The sequence below is a fragment of the Candidatus Enterococcus avicola genome (assembly GCF_047470845.1).
Taxonomy (GTDB): domain Bacteria; phylum Bacillota; class Bacilli; order Lactobacillales; family Enterococcaceae; genus Enterococcus_D; species Enterococcus_D casseliflavus.
Genome location: NZ_JBLGTY010000017.1, coordinates 61,368 through 79,450, shown reverse-complemented (window position 1 = coordinate 79,450; position 18,083 = coordinate 61,368). Strand labels below are relative to the sequence as shown.

18 protein-coding genes are annotated in these 18,083 nt (G+C 45.4%); 12 read left to right on the top strand and 6 right to left on the bottom strand.

The window, feature by feature from the left end:
- Window positions 1-250 precede the first annotated feature (250 nt).
- Entirely contained in the window at window positions 251-1,633 is a 1,383-nt protein-coding gene (locus ACI3E5_RS13420) for a lytic polysaccharide monooxygenase auxiliary activity family 9 protein (RefSeq protein ID WP_428208194.1), read from the bottom strand.
- Window positions 1,634-1,910: 277 nt separating this feature from the next.
- On the bottom strand, window positions 1,911-3,434 hold the full coding sequence (locus tag ACI3E5_RS13415; protein ID WP_015510577.1) for a flavocytochrome c: 1,524 nt from the start codon (window positions 3,432-3,434) through the stop codon (window positions 1,911-1,913).
- A gap of 478 nt (window positions 3,435-3,912) precedes the next feature.
- Between ACI3E5_RS13415 and ACI3E5_RS13410 the strand changes: the two genes are divergently transcribed.
- The gene (locus ACI3E5_RS13410; protein WP_074934197.1) at window positions 3,913-4,332 is read left to right on the top strand and encodes a phosphate-starvation-inducible PsiE family protein; all 420 of its coding nucleotides are present in this window, start codon (window positions 3,913-3,915) and stop codon (window positions 4,330-4,332) included.
- A 15-nt stretch (window positions 4,333-4,347) separates the two neighbouring features.
- Here the strand turns inward: ACI3E5_RS13410 and ACI3E5_RS13405 are convergent, their stop codons facing one another.
- A complete protein-coding gene (locus ACI3E5_RS13405) occupies window positions 4,348-6,153 on the bottom strand; it encodes a sensor histidine kinase (protein WP_428208193.1) in 1,806 nt (601 codons plus the stop codon).
- Between the two features lie 53 nt (window positions 6,154-6,206).
- Here ACI3E5_RS13405 and ACI3E5_RS13400 point away from each other — a divergent pair, with 53 nt between their 5' ends.
- The gene (locus tag ACI3E5_RS13400; protein WP_005230498.1) at window positions 6,207-6,923 is read left to right on the top strand and encodes a response regulator transcription factor; all 717 of its coding nucleotides are present in this window, start codon (window positions 6,207-6,209) and stop codon (window positions 6,921-6,923) included.
- Here the strand turns inward: ACI3E5_RS13400 and citG are convergent.
- The 3 genes from citG to ACI3E5_RS13385 all read right to left on the bottom strand — a co-directional run bounded on the left by citG (window position 6,900) and on the right by ACI3E5_RS13385 (window position 9,914).
- Window positions 6,900-7,763, bottom strand: coding sequence for a triphosphoribosyl-dephospho-CoA synthase CitG (citG, locus tag ACI3E5_RS13395; protein ID WP_428208192.1), 864 nt, complete (start codon window positions 7,761-7,763; stop codon window positions 6,900-6,902). The genes ACI3E5_RS13400 and citG overlap by 24 nt on opposite strands.
- Entirely contained in the window at window positions 7,756-8,451 is a 696-nt protein-coding gene (locus ACI3E5_RS13390) for a GntR family transcriptional regulator (RefSeq protein WP_005230494.1), read from the bottom strand. Before ACI3E5_RS13390 ends, citG begins: the two co-directional genes overlap by 8 nt.
- 116 nt (window positions 8,452-8,567) lie before the next feature.
- Window positions 8,568-9,914: a CitMHS family transporter gene (locus ACI3E5_RS13385; protein WP_010748906.1), complete on the bottom strand. Its 1,347-nt coding sequence runs from the start codon at window positions 9,912-9,914 to the stop codon at window positions 8,568-8,570.
- A 432-nt stretch (window positions 9,915-10,346) separates the two neighbouring features.
- Between ACI3E5_RS13385 and ACI3E5_RS13380 the strand changes: the two genes are divergently transcribed.
- From ACI3E5_RS13380 to ACI3E5_RS13335, 10 genes are read left to right on the top strand one after another with little or no spacing between them, the layout of a single operon-like run.
- Window positions 10,347-10,694 carry a hypothetical protein gene (locus ACI3E5_RS13380; protein ID WP_241656100.1) on the top strand — a complete coding sequence of 116 codons (348 nt, stop codon included), beginning with the start codon at window positions 10,347-10,349 and terminating at the stop codon, window positions 10,692-10,694.
- 9 nt (window positions 10,695-10,703) lie between these two features.
- Entirely contained in the window at window positions 10,704-11,117 is a 414-nt protein-coding gene (locus ACI3E5_RS13375) for an acetyl-CoA carboxylase biotin carboxyl carrier protein subunit (RefSeq protein ID WP_428208191.1), read from the top strand.
- A gap of 23 nt (window positions 11,118-11,140) precedes the next feature.
- Window positions 11,141-12,256, top strand: a complete 1,116-nt coding sequence (locus ACI3E5_RS13370) for a sodium ion-translocating decarboxylase subunit beta (protein WP_005230469.1) — start codon at window positions 11,141-11,143, stop codon at window positions 12,254-12,256.
- A 24-nt stretch (window positions 12,257-12,280) separates the two neighbouring features.
- Window positions 12,281-12,406: an OadG-related small transporter subunit gene (locus ACI3E5_RS13365; RefSeq protein WP_008381833.1), complete on the top strand. Its 126-nt coding sequence runs from the start codon at window positions 12,281-12,283 to the stop codon at window positions 12,404-12,406.
- A gap of 12 nt (window positions 12,407-12,418) precedes the next feature.
- Window positions 12,419-13,414: a [citrate (pro-3S)-lyase] ligase gene (gene citC, locus ACI3E5_RS13360; protein ID WP_167822339.1), complete on the top strand. Its 996-nt coding sequence runs from the start codon at window positions 12,419-12,421 to the stop codon at window positions 13,412-13,414.
- Window positions 13,415-13,426: 12 nt separating this feature from the next.
- Window positions 13,427-13,735, top strand: coding sequence for a citrate lyase acyl carrier protein (citD, locus tag ACI3E5_RS13355; protein ID WP_005230465.1), 309 nt, complete (start codon window positions 13,427-13,429; stop codon window positions 13,733-13,735).
- Window positions 13,723-14,610 (top strand): citrate (pro-3S)-lyase subunit beta, encoded by an 888-nt coding sequence (citE, locus tag ACI3E5_RS13350; RefSeq protein WP_005230463.1) that lies wholly within the window; start codon window positions 13,723-13,725, stop codon window positions 14,608-14,610. Before citD ends, citE begins: the two co-directional genes overlap by 13 nt.
- Window positions 14,611-14,612: 2 nt before the next feature.
- Entirely contained in the window at window positions 14,613-16,145 is a 1,533-nt protein-coding gene (gene citF, locus ACI3E5_RS13345) for a citrate lyase subunit alpha (RefSeq protein WP_074536251.1), read from the top strand.
- Complete coding sequence (gene citX, locus ACI3E5_RS13340; RefSeq protein WP_231588520.1) at window positions 16,138-16,680, top strand: citrate lyase holo-[acyl-carrier protein] synthase; 543 nt, start codon at window positions 16,138-16,140, stop codon at window positions 16,678-16,680. The genes citF and citX overlap by 8 nt, the downstream gene beginning before the upstream one ends.
- Window positions 16,677-18,068: an oxaloacetate decarboxylase subunit alpha gene (locus ACI3E5_RS13335; RefSeq protein WP_498821887.1), complete on the top strand. Its 1,392-nt coding sequence runs from the start codon at window positions 16,677-16,679 to the stop codon at window positions 18,066-18,068. The genes citX and ACI3E5_RS13335 overlap by 4 nt, the downstream gene beginning before the upstream one ends.
- The last annotated feature ends 15 nt before the right edge of the window (window positions 18,069-18,083 follow it).

Sequence of the window (18,083 nt, the reverse complement as noted above, 5' to 3'; positions counted from 1 at the left end):
CTATTTCGTCCACGCGTAGAAACGCGCGGTTTTTTTGTTTCGTACGCTACGCGAACGAAACTGACTAAAGTCAATAACAAAAAACAGATGCTGCTACGCATGATGCATAGCAGCACCTGTTTTTGCATTCCTCAAACGAATTCGTCCAATTGGTTGCACGAATCAAACAAAGGTTCAATCATTTCCTCATAAAAGAGTCAAAAAGAGCAGTGCCACCGCACTGCTCTTGCGTTACTGATTCATTCAAGGGTTACAGCTTCTGAAACAAGGTTGGTGCTTGATCAGGAGACCAAGTGGTGTCCCCGTAATTTGAGTGGGTGTTGATCACGACATAGTTGCTGCCTTTATGGCTCACGATTTCACCGCTTGTATACACTTCTGGTGCAGAGAAAGTACCTAGTTTCCACACACGGTATTCTGACTCCCCGCCTCCAGGTGTTTCCGTTTCTTCTTTGGCATTGGTTTTCACGCTCAGCTGGTTACTAAAGGCGGATTGTTCGCCCGTTTTGCTGATTGCTTTGATTTGGTAATTGTAGGTCGTGTCCGCTGCTAGATTCGTGTCTTCATAGGTTGTTCCTGTGGCTGTAGCGATTTTGACGCCATTGCGGTAAACGTCATATCCAGCGATTCCATTTGTATGAGTCGATGCTTGCCACATTAAGGACACGCTGCTGTCTGTCACGCTCATTTGGTGCAGGTTGCCTGGTGTCGAAGGGGTTTCGACTTGATTGTCTGCTGAGGTAGTCACTTTCACTGCAGCACTTTTTTCTGAAACTAACGCCGTAAAGCCGACTGCTTCTACTTGATAGCTATAGGTTGTGTTGGCTTTTAATTGCGTGTCGATAAAGGTTGGCTCAGTAGTCGTTGCCACTAAGGCACCATCACGATACACGTTGTATTCTTTCGCATCGGTTTGACCGTTCCATGCTAAAGCCACCGTGCTGCTAGTCACTCGTTCTGAACGGACACTTGCTGGTGCTGCTGGTTTTTCGGGAATGACTGTTGAACCGGAAACGTTAACGTCGATCACATTATAAAAGGCATTTGGCGTATCGGCAACATCCCAGACCGCTAAAATGACATGGTAACCAAGACGATTTTCTGGAATGGTAATGGTATGGCTTGGGCTATTGCTGGCAGCCGAACCATCGTGATTCACAGTAGCGATCAATTCCAAGCTATCTCTTGAAAGTGGCGCGTTTTGATCCCATCCTGGTTTCGTGATATAGTAATGCCATTTTGTGGTCTTATGCGGCGCTGTATAATGCCAATTGACCCGCAATGGTCCTTGATTGATGTCTTGTTTGGTCCAACGATTGGTTCCTTGTTCATCAAGAACAAAGTCCCCGATTTGTCCGAGTCCACCATCTGCTGAAGCGATACGACCATCTACTGGTCCTGCTTCTGGAAAGCCTTTTTTGGTTTCCAATGATTGTGGGTTTGAAATGACATTGCCATATTTCTCAAACGCAGCGCTCCACCCTAACGTATTGCGATCCAAAGACCCTTGATAGCCCCGACTGACCGGTGATTCCACATAACCATGAGCAAATACTTGTTTCCCCGTGAAGAACAAGGACCCTCCAAGTAAGATTGCCACCCCGACCGACCATTTTACCAATGCGTTTTTCATACTCTGCCTCCTAAAATTTTTTATCATCGAATAAACCAAACCTATCAGCTTATTCCTTGATTCCGATCCGTTGAAAAGCAAACCCTACTGACAAAAACATTTTGTTTATATGTGAATTATAAATTATCAAATCATTATAAGATTATAATGACTAGTTTTCCGTCCTTTCAGTGAGAAATACAAAAAAACTTGAAACGATTCTCCTCCTAATCGCTTAAGAGGATTCGTTCCAAGTTTCTTTCTTTATATACGATCTTTTTCAGGAAAAAACAGCCGCTTATTTCCCGTTTTCTTTCACATAGTCAGAGGATTGCGCGCCTGCTTGGCGACCAAAGACCATAATGTCGGCTACAGCATTGCCGCCGATTCGATTTTGTCCGTGGATACCGCCGGTCACTTCACCTGCTGCATACAAGCCAGTGATTGGTGTGCCATCTTCTTTCAATACTTGGGTCTTCGTATTGATTTTGACGCCGCCCATTGTGTGGTGGATCCCAGGTGCGATTTGAATCGCATAGAATGGCCCTTCCGTCAGATCATAGTCCATCGCCGTTTCACGACCGAAATCTTTGTCGGCTTTGTCTGCCACTGCTTGGTTCCATGTATCTAAGGTTTTCTTCAAGGTTGCTGGATCGACATCGATTTTTTCAGCTAAGGCTTCGATGGTATCGGCTTCTACCACTACACCTTGTTCTTTGTAGTAATCGACTTGTTTGGCTCTACCTGCTAACGCATTGTCAAAAATTAAGTAGGCATAGCTTTCTGGCAGATCTGTGATAGCAGCAGAAACATTGTCGCGGGTTTCTAATTCATTGTAGAAACGTTCCCCTTGTTGGTTCACCAAGATGGCGCCTTCTCCACGAACGGTTTCACTGATCAACATGCCTGTATCTTGAACCACAGTTGGATGGACTTGGATTTGATCCATATCAACCGTTGCGCCGCCTAATTCTTCGATCATCTTGATACCATCGCCTGTACTTCCTTCAGAAGTCGTGCTGACATAGCCTTTCAGATCTGGACGGTATTTTTCGATCAGTTCTTTGTTGGAGCCAAAACCACCAGTAGTAACAACGACCGCATCGCCAGCGATTTCTTTTTCTTCGCCATTGATTTTTACGTTGACGCCAGTGACTTTGCCGTCTGTTTCATTGATTTTTGTCACATCAGCATTTACAAACAAAGGAATTTCTTGCTCATGAATGTTTCTCAATAGGCCATCCACCAAATACGTACCGACTGCTGAACCGTCGTGAGGACGATGGATCCGTTTCACACTGGCACCGCCGCTATAGCTGATATTGTCTAAAGTGATCCCCATTGAATCCAACCAATCAATTGCTGAAGCAGAGTTGTCTACTAAATAATGCAGCAGATCTTGATCGTTGGTTCCTTTGCCGCCTTTTAGGGTATCTTCAAAAAATAGTTCATTGGAATCTTCAATGCCTTGGGCTTCTTGGAACTTGGTTTCTGATGCGTTCATTCCGCCAGAAGATTTCAAGGTATTTCCGCCTGCGATCGGCATTTTTTCTAAAATGACTGGATTCATTCCAGCATCTTTAGCCGACAAGGCTGCTGCCATCCCTGCACCGCCAGCACCAACGATGACGATATCATATTGATCTTTTAACTCTGCTGGATCGGTATACTCTTGTTGGGAAGCACCTGAAGTGACTTCACTTTCTGAAGAAGAGCTTGCCGCACTGCTGCTGGCTTTTGTTCCGCCATCGGCGCCACATGCACTAAGCAACAATAATGAGGCTGCCCCAATCACCCATTTTGACCATCCACTTTTTTTCATTTGTTTCCCTCCGTTTTTCTTGCTCTTTTCTCCTCACTGATCCCCGTCATATACGATGAGAAAAGCAGCATTTTTCTTGCGAACTCCGCCTAACTTGTTACTTTATTAACAATGGTAAACCTCTTGCGATCGGACTATTTTTCTATTCGATAGCGATAAAAACATTGTTTAAGCAACATTTCAACAGCGTTCTATTTTATTTAACCATTGTAACAAAAAAAGAAACTAAGTGTCTCGTAATAATTTGTGTATATTTTAACTATTCATTCTCATCGTTTTCTAATTTTATCAAAAAAAGATATTATATTTTCCTCGCTACTTTCTGCTATTGAAAGCTATCACAAAAGACATGCCCATAGAAGGATCGTTAAGCACGCGGTCAAAAAGATATGGCCGCGATTGTTCTTTCTCTGTTCTTTTCCCTTTGTCCTACGCCTTCTTTTGTATAATAAAAGAAAAAGCAGAAATGGAGTGCCGAATGGAAAAATTGACCCGAATGTTCGAGCGAGTGATCAGTATTTGCATTGATAGCATGTTGGCGATCTTAGTCGTTGTCGTCTTGATTTTTATGGGAAAAGCGATTTTTATGATCAGCACGACGCTCTTTCCCTTAAGTGAAGCGCCCCACCTGTCCTTTTTGATTGAAGAAATTGCCACGTTATTCATTTTATTAGAAATCATTTTGATGTTGCTGCGGTATATGAAGGACGGACACCATATTCCCGTCCGTTACTTGATTCTGATCAGCATTACTGCGATTTTGCGCGAGTTATTGTTGACGCAAGGTATGGCGAACGATGCCCTATTTTTTGCTTTAGCGATCTTTGTTTTGGTACTCGTCTTGCTAGTCCTGCAAAAAATCAATGCCTTCCAACATACCCAAGAAAAAGACCACTGAAACCACCCCATTGGATCAGTTGGTTTCAGCGGCTTTTTCGGGATCAGTTAGAGGGATACCAATATAGAAGGTGGTTCCTTTAGGCGTACTTGTAACATCAATCAACCAGTCGTTTTTTTCCACGATCGAAGAGACAGTGAAGAGTCCTAGACCAGTACCGCCAGTGGCACTCTTGGTCGTGAAAAAGCGGGTAAAGATTTTTTCTTGGATCGCTTCTGGTATGCCAGGACCGTTGTCGGCGATTTCGATCAATGCAAACTCCTGTTGTGCGGAGAAAGCTTGCATACGAAACAGAAAGGTGGCGCTTTCTGTCGAAGTGCGGCTCAAGCGAATGCTGCAGTCGGCATTTGCTTGGTATACATTCATCAACAAATTGTAAATAATGACTTGCAGATCGATCTTCTCGTAGACAGCATATCCTACTTCTTGGATATCATACGTAAGGGAAAAGGCTTTTGGCAACAGTGCGCGCATAGTATCGATGGCCTCTGTCAAGGTGGCGGCGATCGACTGCACAGTTTTATCGGCACTTTCGAGTTTTGAAAAACGCAGCACATTGCTAGATAACTCTTTGCCTTTTTCTGCTGCTTTGCAGACTTCTTGCAAGTCCTCCATCAAGACTTCATCGTGTTGGTTTTCCTCGATCAGCAATTGCAGATGACCAATCATGGGCGTCAAAAAGTTGTTTAGGTCATGAACGATCGAGGTCGTTAATAAGCCAATGGTTTCCAGTTTTGATTCTTGCAAAATGTTTTTTTCGATTTCGTGCTTTTCTTTTAACAGCCGTTGTCGTTCTTTCAATGCTTGGTTTTCGACATAGGCTTGATTGCGTTTCATGTAGTTTTTGATCAGGACCGTCAATAAAATCATAATGACAAACAACAAACCTAGTAGGCCGATCAAAATCAAGTTGTCTTGTAAAAAGAGACCGCTTTGCTCCAAAAAATCAGCATTGCTAGCGACGATCAGCCGACTGTCGCCGATGGTGATCCATTGATAAGCAGCCAATTTCAGCACTTTTTGCAGTGTTTCTTCGTTCCACCAATAAGAATAATAGACGGAGGTGCCTTCTTCATTGTCGCTTTGTTCTTGCTCCAAGCGCTCAAGATCGGTGAAATCCAGCTCTGGAAATTCTTTTTTGCGGCTTTCAACGATGGAAAAACCAATTTGTTCGTCCGATGGGTGCATAACGATCCGCATCTCGGCGTTTTTGACCATCGTATAGCCGGAGACATTGCGATCGGTGGTAAATTCATGATGGTACATGCGCTGTAGATTCAAAGGCATCACAAGAATCGCTTCTTTGTCGTCAAGGGTTAAGGACTGATACACATTTAGATAGGCCTGCTTGCCATTAAAATAGACTTGCCCATTTTGTACCTGCCGTCCTGCCAATACTTTGTCTAAGGATGGGTCTTTGAATAACAATTCTTGCACCGGCGGGTCTTCTGGTTTATTGACCACCGTTGCGGTATTTTGAGCGATGACCTGACCTTGTTGGTCGATCAAAAACAATCCGACCATGGCATTGTTCGCAGAATTGATCACTGGTAACGTTAAGGGGCGCTGCAAATCAGCCAAGGCGGCGCCTTCGAGGTGGTCATCGGCATAATTGGTAAGAGCCATGTGGTACGATTCGATACTGCGGCTGATCAGCTTGATCGCCGCTTGATTGACCGTTTCCAACTGCCGCAACCCGACGGTTTCAGCTTGTCTTTGTGCGCTTTTATAACTTGTAAAGGTAAAAATAAGTCCAATCAGTGTAATGAATAAGGTAGCGACCACACTTAAATACAGCCAAAACTTTGATGGCGGTTTCATTGTAAACCCCTTTCATATTTACTATAATACTATTGATACAGGAGGCGGATATTTTGCGAGATGAAAAAATTTTAATCGTTGATGATGACCCTGCCATTCGGCGGCTGATTTGGAAATCTTTACAGTCGACGGGTATTTTGATCTACCAGACCGATTCCGTTGAAAAAACGATTGCGATCAATTCTCGTGTCAGCTTTGATCTTTTTTTACTGGATATCAGTTTAGAGCATGAAAATGACGGCTATCATTTGGCACAACTAATTCGGGAAGAAAACCCCACGGTGCCGATCGTTTTTTTGAGCGGAAAAAGTGACGAAAAAGACATGATCAACGGCTATGAGATTGGCGCCGATCACTACATTACGAAGCCTTTTTCACCGGCACTCTTAAAAGCACAAATCGTTTCGATTCTTGATCGCCGCAACGTGCTGCGAGAAAAAGGGATCGCCAAACCGGAAGGCGATCTGTGCAGCGGCATGTTTCGTTTTGACCAAAAACGCTATCAGTTTTTCAAAAATGATCAGCCCATCAAGTTGTCTTCAAAAGAAATCATGCTGATGCGCTTTTTCATGGAAAATCCAGATCAAGTGTTCTCGAAAGAACAGATTTACAGCAATGTCTGGCAAGATGGCCAATTCGATGCCAATACCGTGATGGTTTTTATCAATCATCTGCGAAACAAAATTGAAGATGAGCCGAAGCACGCCCGCTTTTTAAAAACCGTTTGGGGGATCGGCTATACCTTTTTACCAGAAGGAGACGCCTTCTAGCTGCAAGAAATAAAGGGCCAAGGCTAAAAGATCCGCCGAGCCGCCGGGACTCAAATGGCGTGCAATCAATACTTGATCATAGGTCGTTAATTCACGAAGCAAGTCTGTATCTGACAGATTGGCTTGGTGAATTTTTTGCATCTCCTGCTGTACCGTCTTCATCGCCTCGTAACCTCCTCGATGGACGAGGTTGCTGTCTTCGGTTTCACTCATTAGATAGACTAACCCGCGCAACAAGGAAACGGAGGTTTTTTGCGGTTGCTGCCGCAAGTACTCCAGCAGTTTTTTGACCATTGGATACCCAGCTGCAGCTTCTCCACGAATCCCCATCGTGCCGTAGGTCAAATAATTTTTTTCCCCGTAAGACAATTGGTCTTTGTGGGTGATTTGCTGCAGGTCTTGCTTGACCAAATGCTGGCAGATATCAGCGGCAAGCTGCAGGATCTGATTGGTATCTTCAGCCGTCAGCTCCGCCTTGCCATTTTGTTGATAATAGACTCCTGTCGCCCCCAACAAAACTGCAAAGGAAAAATTTGCCCCTTTGTGGGTATTGATGCCTTTGGTTGCCCGAAGCATCGCTGTTTCTGCTTCTTGACCGATCCCTCGTAACTGGTCAAATAGCTGGATCAGCGAGCCTGTATGGGCAAAGCCCGCTTGGCTATAGCGCTGAAAAAAAGGCGCCAAACAAGTGATACTGTTGATAAAGGTAAACACATTCATGTCCTGATGCGCACCAGAGGAGCAAGGATCTACTAAACCAGGCTTGGGTGCTAACGCTACCTCATAATGCAGCGCATTGACTGCATAGTTGCTGGCGGTAAAAAGACGGGAATCAGTCAATTTTTCTTCGCTCCATTTCAGCAAGAATAAATTGCAGGGAGTGATCCAAATGTTCATGGGTCAACAACGTGATCTGTTCCGTGTCATTGGTTCTCATGCCGCGATAAATCAGCCAATGTTCCGCCAATGCCGCATCCCTTCTTCTAGAAGAGCGAATCGCAATGTCACGAAAATACACGAGGTACGCTTGCAGATCTAGCACGATACTTTTTAACCGCAGCATTTGACTTTTTTCGTAAATAAACGCATTGAAGTCCGAAAAGTTTTTCAAGACCCCATCCACATCATCCTCACGATTCAGCTGTTCGCCATGTTCTAACAAGCAGCGCATCTCCTGGAAATCTTCCTCAGTCATCAAGTCCATCGCTTTGATGGTCGCTAACGTATCCAATGATTTGCGGATATCGTAAATCTCATAAGCATCTTTGATACTGATCCCTTTTACGACGATGCCGATTTTTGGCACATGCTCCACCAGTTTTTCAGCCACGAGCTGAGTCATGGCGTAACGAATCGGGGTTCGGCTGATATTTAGCGTATCGGAAAATTCTTTCTCATTGATGCGAGAGCCTGCGGGAATATCTCCTAAAATGATGGTTTTTTTGAATGCTTCATAGATCAAATCTTTTAATGGTTTATTTTTGGTCAGATCCAGATTTTTATTTACTGCATCAATAATTGGATTCATGATTTACTCCTATCATACTAAAAACAAATGAGATTTTTGGGAAAAAATAAGTTTATCGATAAACAAGGAAAACTACCGAGCAAAATGGCAGCCTGCTCGATAGTTTCTGTATGAAATTACTGTGGAATATAAAACGGCATGTGACCTAATAGCACGATCGTAACGACGAAGATCACGAAAATCCCCAGTGCGTATTTCGCAGCTTCTTTTTGCCATTGCCCCATATCTAAGCCCGTCAAGCGCAACAGCAAGTAGATGAAGGCAACCAATGGACTTAACAAGTGGAACGCTTGGCCCATTAAGGACGCCAAGGCCATCTGCATATTGGTAAAACCATACGAACGACCTGCTTCTGCTAAGACTGGCAGGACCCCAAAGTAAAATCCGTCATTGGAAATAAAGAAGGTCCCAGGTGCAGAAATCAGGGCAATGACTAATCCCCAGAAACCAGCCAATTGTTTAGGGATGATTTGCGTGAAGCTATTCGCCAAAGCCGTTGCCATCCCTGAGCCTTGGAACAAGCCCATGAAGACGCCTGCTGCAAAAACTAAAATTACGACTTGCACAGCGTCGCCGCCGTTGGCACCGATCCGTGACGACTGGTCTTTCAAGATTGGGTAGTTGACCATCAATGCAATACACGTACCTACAAGGAATAACAAGATTGGTGGTAAAGCGATACTAGAGATAAAGGAGCTTGCTACTAACCAGCCAATCAAGACGATTGTTAAGATACCGTTGAAGACAAAGTTTTTCGGACGGCGGATCGCTAATGTATCAGGATCAGTCACAGTTGTCATTTCTAAAATCTCATCATTCGTCAGCTCGGTAACCCCTAAACGTTTCCGTTCTTGGATCCCCATTCTGCGAGCTACAAAGAAAACCACATAGAGCAGAGACAAGATCATTCCTGGCAGCAGATAAGAAAGAATATCCGCATCGACTTCCAGCACCGCCATTGCCCGAGCAGTCGGTCCGCCCCATGGCAATAAGTTCATGATGGTGTTTTGCAAAATGATCAAGACACCAAGGTTCATCATTTTCATATTCAGCTTCTTGTAGATGGGAATAAACGCAGAACAACAGATCAAGGTCGTGGTCGTTCCATCACCGTTCAAAGAGACTGCAGCGGCAACGACTGCCGTTGCCATCAAGACTTTCATCGGATCGCCTTTAGCAAAATAAATCATTTTTTTCGTGATTGGATCAAACAATCCCGCATCCAACATAATGGAAAAGTACAAAATCGCAAACAGCAACATGATCCCTGTGTTGGCTGTGGTGGAGATTCCTTCAAGGACAAAATCACCGATATTGCCTTTTTCTGAAACACCAGCAACCATCGCAACGAGGGTAAATAGTAATGGGATAATTACTAAGGATGTAAAGGGTGACATTTTTTTCTTCATGATGACGAACATGAAGACAATAATCATAGCATAGGATAAAATCGTTAAGAACATTTTCTTCTTCCTTTCATGCATCGAAATGTGTAAGCGTTATCAAAAAAACATTTTAAAAAAATTACAGGCCCGTAATTTGTTAGCGACAAGCGTCACTAGTTTGTGAATCTTTTTCTTTTCTTAAAGGAAATAATGTTATTGAATGCTTTACACGTCTAAGAATAAACAATCAAGAAATAGAAAAAAAGACCCGTTTAAAAAAAGAACAGCAAAAAAACAATTTCTCTTTTCAAATCTTATTTTTCGTTTAAAAAGTTCTTAACAGAATATTAACGCAAGAAAAACCTTGATAAATCAACGTTTACTAAGGTTTTTCGCTCTTTTTTCAAAAAAGGAACACTGAAAAAACAATTTTAAGTCGAAATAAATCTCGCTGATTGAACGGGAATTTCTATAATGAAAGGGAACGAATCATTGAGAAAGGAGAAACCCATGAATCTTATTAAAAGATTGTTCAAAAAAACGCATGATGAACCTGATGCGCCTGTCAGCTCCCCTTTGAAGCCACAGGAAATGATAACGGATCCACCCGCGTCTGATTGGCAAGAAGTGTCGAGCTATCAGCCAGCGCCTGCAGAAGATTATCCATTAGTCAGTCTGATAGCCGCCGCACTAGGGGCTGAATGTTACCCTGAAAGTCAGTTTGTCATTCGAAGAATTGAGAAGCGCAATCCTGAATTTAGGCGAGTCGCCCTGATTGCCGCCAGTATTGCCGCAGGAGAGCTGCCTGATTCTCAGTTCACAATCAAAAAAATAGCCAAAAAAAATGAAAACAAGTGAGGGAAAAACATGTTACGTAAATTTAAAATAGCGATCGATGGGCAAGAATACCTTGTCGAAATGGAAGAAATCGGTGCGCCGCAACCTACCGCTCCTGCCCCAGCAGTGCCAACACCGGCTCCCGCAGCGGTACCTGCTCAACCAGAGGTAGTCAGCACACCAGAACCAGAAGTAGCACCACAGCCAGCGCCAGCTACGCTTCCTGCTGATGGCGAGCCGATTCATTCTCCGATGCCGGGAACGATTTTACGTCTCTTGGTCAATGTAGGTGATACTGTACAAGAAAATCAATCGTTGATGATTTTAGAAGCCATGAAGATGGAAAATGAGATCGTGGCACCAAAAGCAGGAACCGTGGTTGCGATTGCAGTCAATGCGGGCGACATGGTCAACCCAGGAGAACTGCTGATTACGATCGGCTAATTTATTGAAAAGGAAGTGACGTAGTGGAAACGTTAATTGAAGGTGTAGTCGGGTTAGGATCGGAGCCGGGACGGATCGTTATGATGTTCATCGGTGGTCTATTAATGTATTTGGGGATCAAGAAAGAATATGAACCGACCTTATTAGTACCCATGGGATTGGGCACGTTGTTAGTGAACTTCCCGAACTCAGGTGTGTTAAGTGCTGGCGGAGAAGCTGGCCCGTTCCAAGTATTGTTTGATATGGGGATCTCAACTGAATTGTTCCCCTTGCTTTTGTTTATCGGGATTGGCGCGATGATCGATTTTGGTCCCTTGCTACAAAATCCATTTCTTTTGTTGTTTGGCGCTGCTGCGCAATTCGGGATCTTCTTTACGATCATCGTTGCCGTGTTGCTTGGTTTTGATTTAAACGACGCAGCTTCCATCGGGATCATCGGCGCTGCTGACGGTCCGACTTCGATTTTTGTCGCAAATACGCTGAACTCGAAATATATGGGTGCGATCATGGTAGCAGCTTACTCTTACATGGCGCTAGTACCGATCATTCAACCGGTTGCCATCAAAGCAGTGACGACCAAGCATGAACGAAAAATTCGTATGTCGTATCGTGCCGGCGAAGTTTCGCAAACGGCCAAAATTTTGTTCCCGATCGTGATCTCGATCGTAGCAGGGTTAATTGCACCTGTTTCATTGCCACTGGTTGGATTTTTGATGTTTGGAAATCTCTTACGGGAATGTGGTGTCTTGGATCGTTTGTCCATCACTGCTCAAAACGAACTAGTGAATATCATTAGTATCCTCCTAGGTTTATCAATTTCTGTGAAAATGCAATATGAAGAATTCTTACAAGTCGATACATTGATGGTTATTGGTTTAGGGCTGGTTGCCTTCATTATGGACTCGGTCGGCGGCGTGTTGTTTGCGAAAGTGCTGAACTTGTTCCGTAAAGAAAAAATCAATCCAATGATCGGTGCCGCTGGTATCTCTGCGTTTCCAATGTCTAGTCGGGTCATCCAAAAAATGGCGACAGATGAAGATCCGCAAAACTTTATTTTGATGCATGCAGCCGGTGCCAACGTTTCAGGACAGATTGCTTCGGTCATCGCCGGCGGCTTACTGCTGGCACTGATTGCTTAGGTCACTAGAAAGGAGAGGAAAACTATGAGTCAAGATTTACTGACTTCATTTGAATTGTTGTTATTCGGTTGGGGCGGCGTCTTTGTCGTGATCCTGATCATCTACTTCGCATCCTTGCTTTTGTCGAAGCTCTTCCCAGTAAAAAAATAAAGAAGGCATTGTATGTATACCCTAAAAAGAATCTGGCTGCAAAAAGATCCAGAAGTCTTTTTGCAATGGCAAAAATTGATCACCCGTGCTGGCTTAGCCGTCGGTGAAGAAGTAGCCTATACCGTCGGCATTTTTGACCAGCAAACCTTGATTGCTACTGCTTCTTGCTATGCCAATATCATCAAGTATGTGGTGGTCTGTGAAAAAAGACGCTCCGAACAGCTGTTGACGCAATTGATTTCACACCTTAGCGATCATATCAAAGACGAAGGCTTCACCAAGTCCTTCGTCTATACAGCACCGAAAAACCGCCTGTTTTTTGAATCCCTCGGGTTTCGTGAAGTGCTGGCAGCACAAGACATCTTGTTCATGGAACAAGGCGTTCCTTCTTTTGAAAGCTATGCCCAGCAACTGCAACGGCAGCGAATCGGACAAAACAACGGCGCGATCGTCATGAACGCCAATCCTTTTACCAAAGGACATTTGTACTTAGTCGAAACGGCTGCGAGTCAAAAAGAACAGGTTTATGTGTTCGTTTTATCAGAAGACCGCTCGCAATTTTCTGCCAGCGAACGGCTGCAGATGGTGACGGATGGCTTGGCTCATCTGCCAAATGTAACAGTGCTGCCAACCAACAACTATCTCGTCTCCTCGGCGGTCTTTCCCAGTTATTTCTTGAAAGAGCAAGCACCTGAGGCGATCGCCAAAAAACAAGCCGCCTTTGATGCAACCCTCTTCAAAGAAAAAATTGCCCCGCTGTTGGCGATCACTACGCGTTTTGTAGGCTCAGAGCCTTACTCGCCCGTGACCCAACTCTACAACGAGGCCATGGCTGCCGTTTTTTCACCCGAGCTTGAACTGATCGTGATCGACCGTCTGAAGATCAACCAATCAACCGTTTCGGCTACAAACGTTCGGAAAGCGATTGCAGAAAAAGATTTACTTTCCTTGCAGCAATTTTTACCAGAAACAACGTTCTCATTTTTAATGCAGCATAACTATATTTAGAGGTGATAATAAGTGGAAATCAAAAAAAGTGCGGTTGCTGGCTCTGTTGAATCCAGTGATATCTTGATCGCGATCGAGCCTACCACAACCCAAACCATCGAGCTGACCCTCGATAGCAGTGTCGAAAAACAATTCGGCAAACAAATTCGCGCCGTCATCCTTGAGACGCTGAACCATCTAGGCGTGACCCAGGCCAAAATCACTGCCACCGATAAAGGCGCCTTGGACTGTACCATCAAAGCCCGAACTCTGACCGCCGTTCATCGGGCCGCCGAACAAGAACAGTATGCTTGGAAGGAGATCGACACATGGAACGTTTAAGAAGAACGATGATGTTTGTACCAGGAGCCAATGCTGCCATGCTACGGGATGCACCATTGTATGGCGCCGATTCCGTTATGTTTGATTTAGAAGATGCGGTCTCCTTGAATGAAAAAGACTCCGCTCGGACACTGGTGCATTTTGCCTTAAAAACCTTTGACTATTCTGCCATCGAAACCGTCGTACGCATCAACGGCCTCGACACGGTGGGTGCCCTTGATATCGAAGCGATGGTCCTAGCGGGGGTCAACGTCATTCGTCTACCGAAAACCGAAACCGCCCAAGACATCATTGACGTTGCCGCTGTGATCACACAAGTAGAAGAAGAAAACGATCTGCCTGTAGGAACCACCAAAATGATGGCTGCCATCGAGTCTGCCGAAGGCGTTTTAAATGCCCGAGACATCGCTACAGCTTCCGATCGTTTGATCGGGATCGCTTTAGGGGCAGAAGATTATGTCACCAATATGAAGACTCGTCGCTACCCAGATGGGCAAGAATTGTTGTTTGCCCGCAGTATGATCTTGCATGCAGCTAGAGCTGCAGGGATCGCCGCCATCGATACCGTCTTTTCTGATATCAATGACACAGATGGCTTTATCGCTGAAACGACTCGCATCAAGCAGCTTGGTTTTGACGGAAAATCAGTGATCAATCCACGGCAGATTCCCCTAGTCAATGGGATCTATGCGCCTTCAAAAGCCGAGATCCAACAGGCCAAAGAAGTGATCTGGGCCATTCGCGAAGCCGAAAGCAAAGGCTCTGGTGTGATCTCCTTGAATGGCAAAATGGTCGATAAACCAATCGTTGAGCGAGCGGAACGCGTGATCGCCCTTGCCAAAGCAGCGAAATTGATTACCGAGGAGGAAGTGTAATTATGGTGTTAAACAAAGCAGGAAAAGACATCCCTGAATGCTATGCCAACCAATACGGGGTCTTTGAAAATGAAACGGCCAATATCCATGCCTACAAAGAAGCGAGTCGCAAGATCGAGCCAGTCCTGCCGGGCAAAAGCAAGGTCTTAGGCAGCATACGTGAAGCCATTGAAAAAACAGGGCTAACGGACGGCATGACGATCTCCTTCCACCATCATTTTCGCGAAGGGGACTTTATCATGAATCTCGTTTTGGACGAGATCGCAAAAATGGGCATCAAGAATCTTGCGATTGCCCCTAGTTCCATCGCGAATGTCCATGAACCATTGATCGGACATATCAAATCTGGGGTCGTGACCAATATCACCTCCAGCGGTCTGCGGGACAAAGTCGGTGCCGCAATCTCCGAAGGCATTATGGATGCCCCAGTCATTATCCGTTCTCATGGCGGTCGGGCTCGTGCGATTGCCGCCGGCGATATCCACATCGATGTCGCTTTCTTAGGAGCGCCTAGCTCAGATGCGTATGGCAATGCCAATGGTACCGTCGGAAAAGCAACCTGCGGCTCATTGGGCTATGCGATGGTCGATGCAAAATACGCCGACCAAGTCGTGATCATCACCGACACCCTGGTGCCGTTTCCAAATACCCCAATCAGCATTCCCCAAACGGATGTCGATTATGTCGTGGAAGTCGACGCCATCGGTGATCCTGCAGGGATCGCAAAAGGTGCGACCCGCTTTACCAAAAATCCAAAAGAATTGCTGATTGCTGAGTATGCAGCCAAGGTCATCACCAGCTCGCCTTACTACCAACAAGGCTTCTCCTTCCAAACTGGAACGGGCGGTGCCGCATTAGCCGTTTCTCGTTTTTTACGCGAGGCGATGATCAAAGATGAGATCAAAGCTAGCTTTGCCCTCGGCGGCATCACCAATGCCATGGTGGAACTGTTAGAAGAAGGATTAGTAGAAAAACTGATCGATGTCCAAGACTTCGATCACCCTTCTGCACAATCGCTAGGAAAAAACGCCAATCATTACGAGATCGATGCCAATATGTATGCCTCACCGTTAAGCAAAGGGGCGTTTATCAATCAATTGGATACCGCCATTCTTTCCGCACTGGAAGTTGATACGAATTTCAACATCAATGTCATCACCGGTTCTGACGGTGTGATCCGCGGTGCTTCTGGCGGACACTCAGATACCAGTATGGCGTGCAAAATGAGCTTAGTGATCGCTCCTCTCGTGCGGGGACGGATCCCAACGATCGTCGATACCGTCAACACGATCGTCACGCCAGGCGCCAGCATTGATGTCGTCGTCACAGAAATCGGGATCGCCATCAATCCTGCTCGCGAAGACCTGATCAGCCATTTTGAAGCATTGGATATTCCCCAATACACCATTGAAGAATTAAAAGAAAAAGCCTACAGCATTGTCGGTCAACCCGAACCAATCAAGTACGGGGAAAAAACCGTCGCTTTGATCGAATACCGCGATGGCACGATCATTGATGTGGTCAAAAATGTCTGATGCCCTATTTTCAGGAACCCCTGTGACGCTAACCGACATGCTGCAGGCGCGAGAAAATAGAAGCTCCCTTCAACGGGAGCTTCTCGCTGCGGATGAAAAAGCGGCATTGCTTGTTGCCACCATGAATATTCCTGGTCCCGTGAAAAATTCTGCCTCATTGACCGCAGTTTTTGAAGAACTCATCACGGAAATCGAAGAGGTCGTCAAGGAACTAATTCCACTGGCAAACCTCTACCGCAGTTTGGAGACCGGACCAGAATATTATCTCGTACTGCCCACAGATCCTTATGAACTAAAACGAATGATGGTTCAGATTGAGACCAATCATCCTTACGGCCGGTTGGTGGATCTTGATGTCTTAACCAAAACCCAAGACCAGCTTTTACCTATCAGCCGCACCGAAATTGGACTGCCTGCAAGAAGCTGCTACGTCTGTGAGCAAGACGCCAAAGTTTGTGGCCGTTCTAGAACTCATAGCGTAGCAGACATGCAGCAGCAGATCCGTAAAATCATTCAGGAAAGAGTGAAAGAATGAAAAAAATCCAATTTACCGAAACCGTCTTGCGGGACGGCCAACAAAGTCTGATCGCTACGCGAATGCCTACCAGCGATATGCTGCCGATTCTAAAAACCATGGACCAAGCAGGCTATCATGCCCTAGAAATGTGGGGCGGCGCGACCTTCGATGCTTGCCTGCGTTTTTTAAATGAAGACCCATGGGAAAGATTGCGGGCGATCCGCAAAAAAGTGAAAAAGACCAAACTGCAAATGCTCTTACGGGGACAAAATCTCTTAGGCTACAAAAACTATGCCGATGACGTCGTTGCTGACTTTGTGACCAAATCGGTCGAAAACGGCATCGACATTCTTCGTTTGTTTGATGCCTTAAATGATGTCCGCAATTTGGAAACTGCCATCCGTGCCACAAAAGCAGCGGGTGGACACTGTCAAACGGCGATCTCTTATACTACTAGCCAGATCCATACCGTGGATTACTTCGTTGACCTTGCCAACAAAATGGCAGACCTCGGCGCAGATTCTATCTGTATCAAAGATATGGCAGGCGTTTTGACGCCGCAGACCGGCTACGAGTTGGTCAGCCGAATCAAAGACGCGGTCGATCTGCCGCTGGAAGTCCATACCCATGCCACCAGCGGCATTGCTGAGATGACTTACTTGAAAGTTGCGGAAGCTGGCGCAGACATCATTGATACTACCATCTCCTCTTTTGCTGGCGGCACCAGTCAGCCAGCGACCGAATCTGTGGCGATCGCCTTAGAAGATTGCGGCTTTGCTACTGGACTTGATTTGCAGAAAGTCGCTGAGATTGCAGAACATTTCAATCCCGTTCGTGATCGTTTCCGTGAAGAAGGGCTGCTGAATCCGAAAGTCAAAGACATCGAACCCAAAACCTTGATCTATCAAGTACCTGGCGGCATGTTGTCGAACCTACTCAGCCAATTGACGGAACAAGGATTGCAAGACAAGTATGAAGAAGTCCTAGCAGAGGTACCAAAAGTCAGAGCGGACTTGGGTTATCCACCGCTAGTGACCCCATTGTCGCAAATGGTCGGCACTCAAGCCTTGATGAATGTAATTTCAGGAGAACGCTACAGACTTGTCCCAAGTGAGATCAAAGATTATGTCAAAGGACTTTACGGCCAATCGCCAGCACCCATCAGCGAAGAAATCAAAGAAACAATTATCGGAGATGCTGAAGTGATCACTGTCAGACCAGCTGATCTACTGGCACCGCAATTGCCAGCCTTCAAGGAAGAAATCGCTGAGTATGCCAAAAGCGAAGAAGACGTGCTGATATACGCCCTCTTCCCTCAGCAAGCCCAAGACTTTTTAGGCCGACGAGAAGATCCCTTTTATGATGTCCCCGTACAGACCGTGTCTGTGAGGATTGCGGTGGATTAACAATGAAGCCAGAAA

Bases quoted from the DNA above. Each gene is read 5' to 3' on its own strand.
- ACI3E5_RS13420 (WP_428208194.1), bottom strand. From the start codon at position 1,633: ATGAAAAACGCATTGGTAAAATGGTCGGTCGGGGTGGCAATCTTACTT.
- ACI3E5_RS13415 (WP_015510577.1), bottom strand. From the start codon at position 3,434: ATGAAAAAAAGTGGATGGTCAAAATGGGTGATTGGGGCAGCCTCATTA.
- ACI3E5_RS13410 (WP_074934197.1), top strand. From the start codon at position 3,913: ATGGAAAAATTGACCCGAATGTTCGAGCGAGTGATCAGTATTTGCATT.
- ACI3E5_RS13405 (WP_428208193.1), bottom strand. From the start codon at position 6,153: ATGAAACCGCCATCAAAGTTTTGGCTGTATTTAAGTGTGGTCGCTACC.
- ACI3E5_RS13390 (WP_005230494.1), bottom strand. From the start codon at position 8,451: ATGAATCCAATTATTGATGCAGTAAATAAAAATCTGGATCTGACCAAA.
- ACI3E5_RS13385 (WP_010748906.1), bottom strand. From the start codon at position 9,914: ATGTTCTTAACGATTTTATCCTATGCTATGATTATTGTCTTCATGTTC.
- ACI3E5_RS13380 (WP_241656100.1), top strand. From the start codon at position 10,347: ATGAATCTTATTAAAAGATTGTTCAAAAAAACGCATGATGAACCTGAT.
- ACI3E5_RS13375 (WP_428208191.1), top strand. From the start codon at position 10,704: ATGTTACGTAAATTTAAAATAGCGATCGATGGGCAAGAATACCTTGTC.
- ACI3E5_RS13365 (WP_008381833.1), top strand. From the start codon at position 12,281: ATGAGTCAAGATTTACTGACTTCATTTGAATTGTTGTTATTCGGTTGG.
- citC (WP_167822339.1), top strand. From the start codon at position 12,419: ATGTATACCCTAAAAAGAATCTGGCTGCAAAAAGATCCAGAAGTCTTT.
- citE (WP_005230463.1), top strand. From the start codon at position 13,723: ATGGAACGTTTAAGAAGAACGATGATGTTTGTACCAGGAGCCAATGCT.
- citF (WP_074536251.1), top strand. From the start codon at position 14,613: ATGGTGTTAAACAAAGCAGGAAAAGACATCCCTGAATGCTATGCCAAC.
- citX (WP_231588520.1), top strand. From the start codon at position 16,138: ATGTCTGATGCCCTATTTTCAGGAACCCCTGTGACGCTAACCGACATG.
- ACI3E5_RS13335 (WP_498821887.1), top strand. From the start codon at position 16,677: ATGAAAAAAATCCAATTTACCGAAACCGTCTTGCGGGACGGCCAACAA.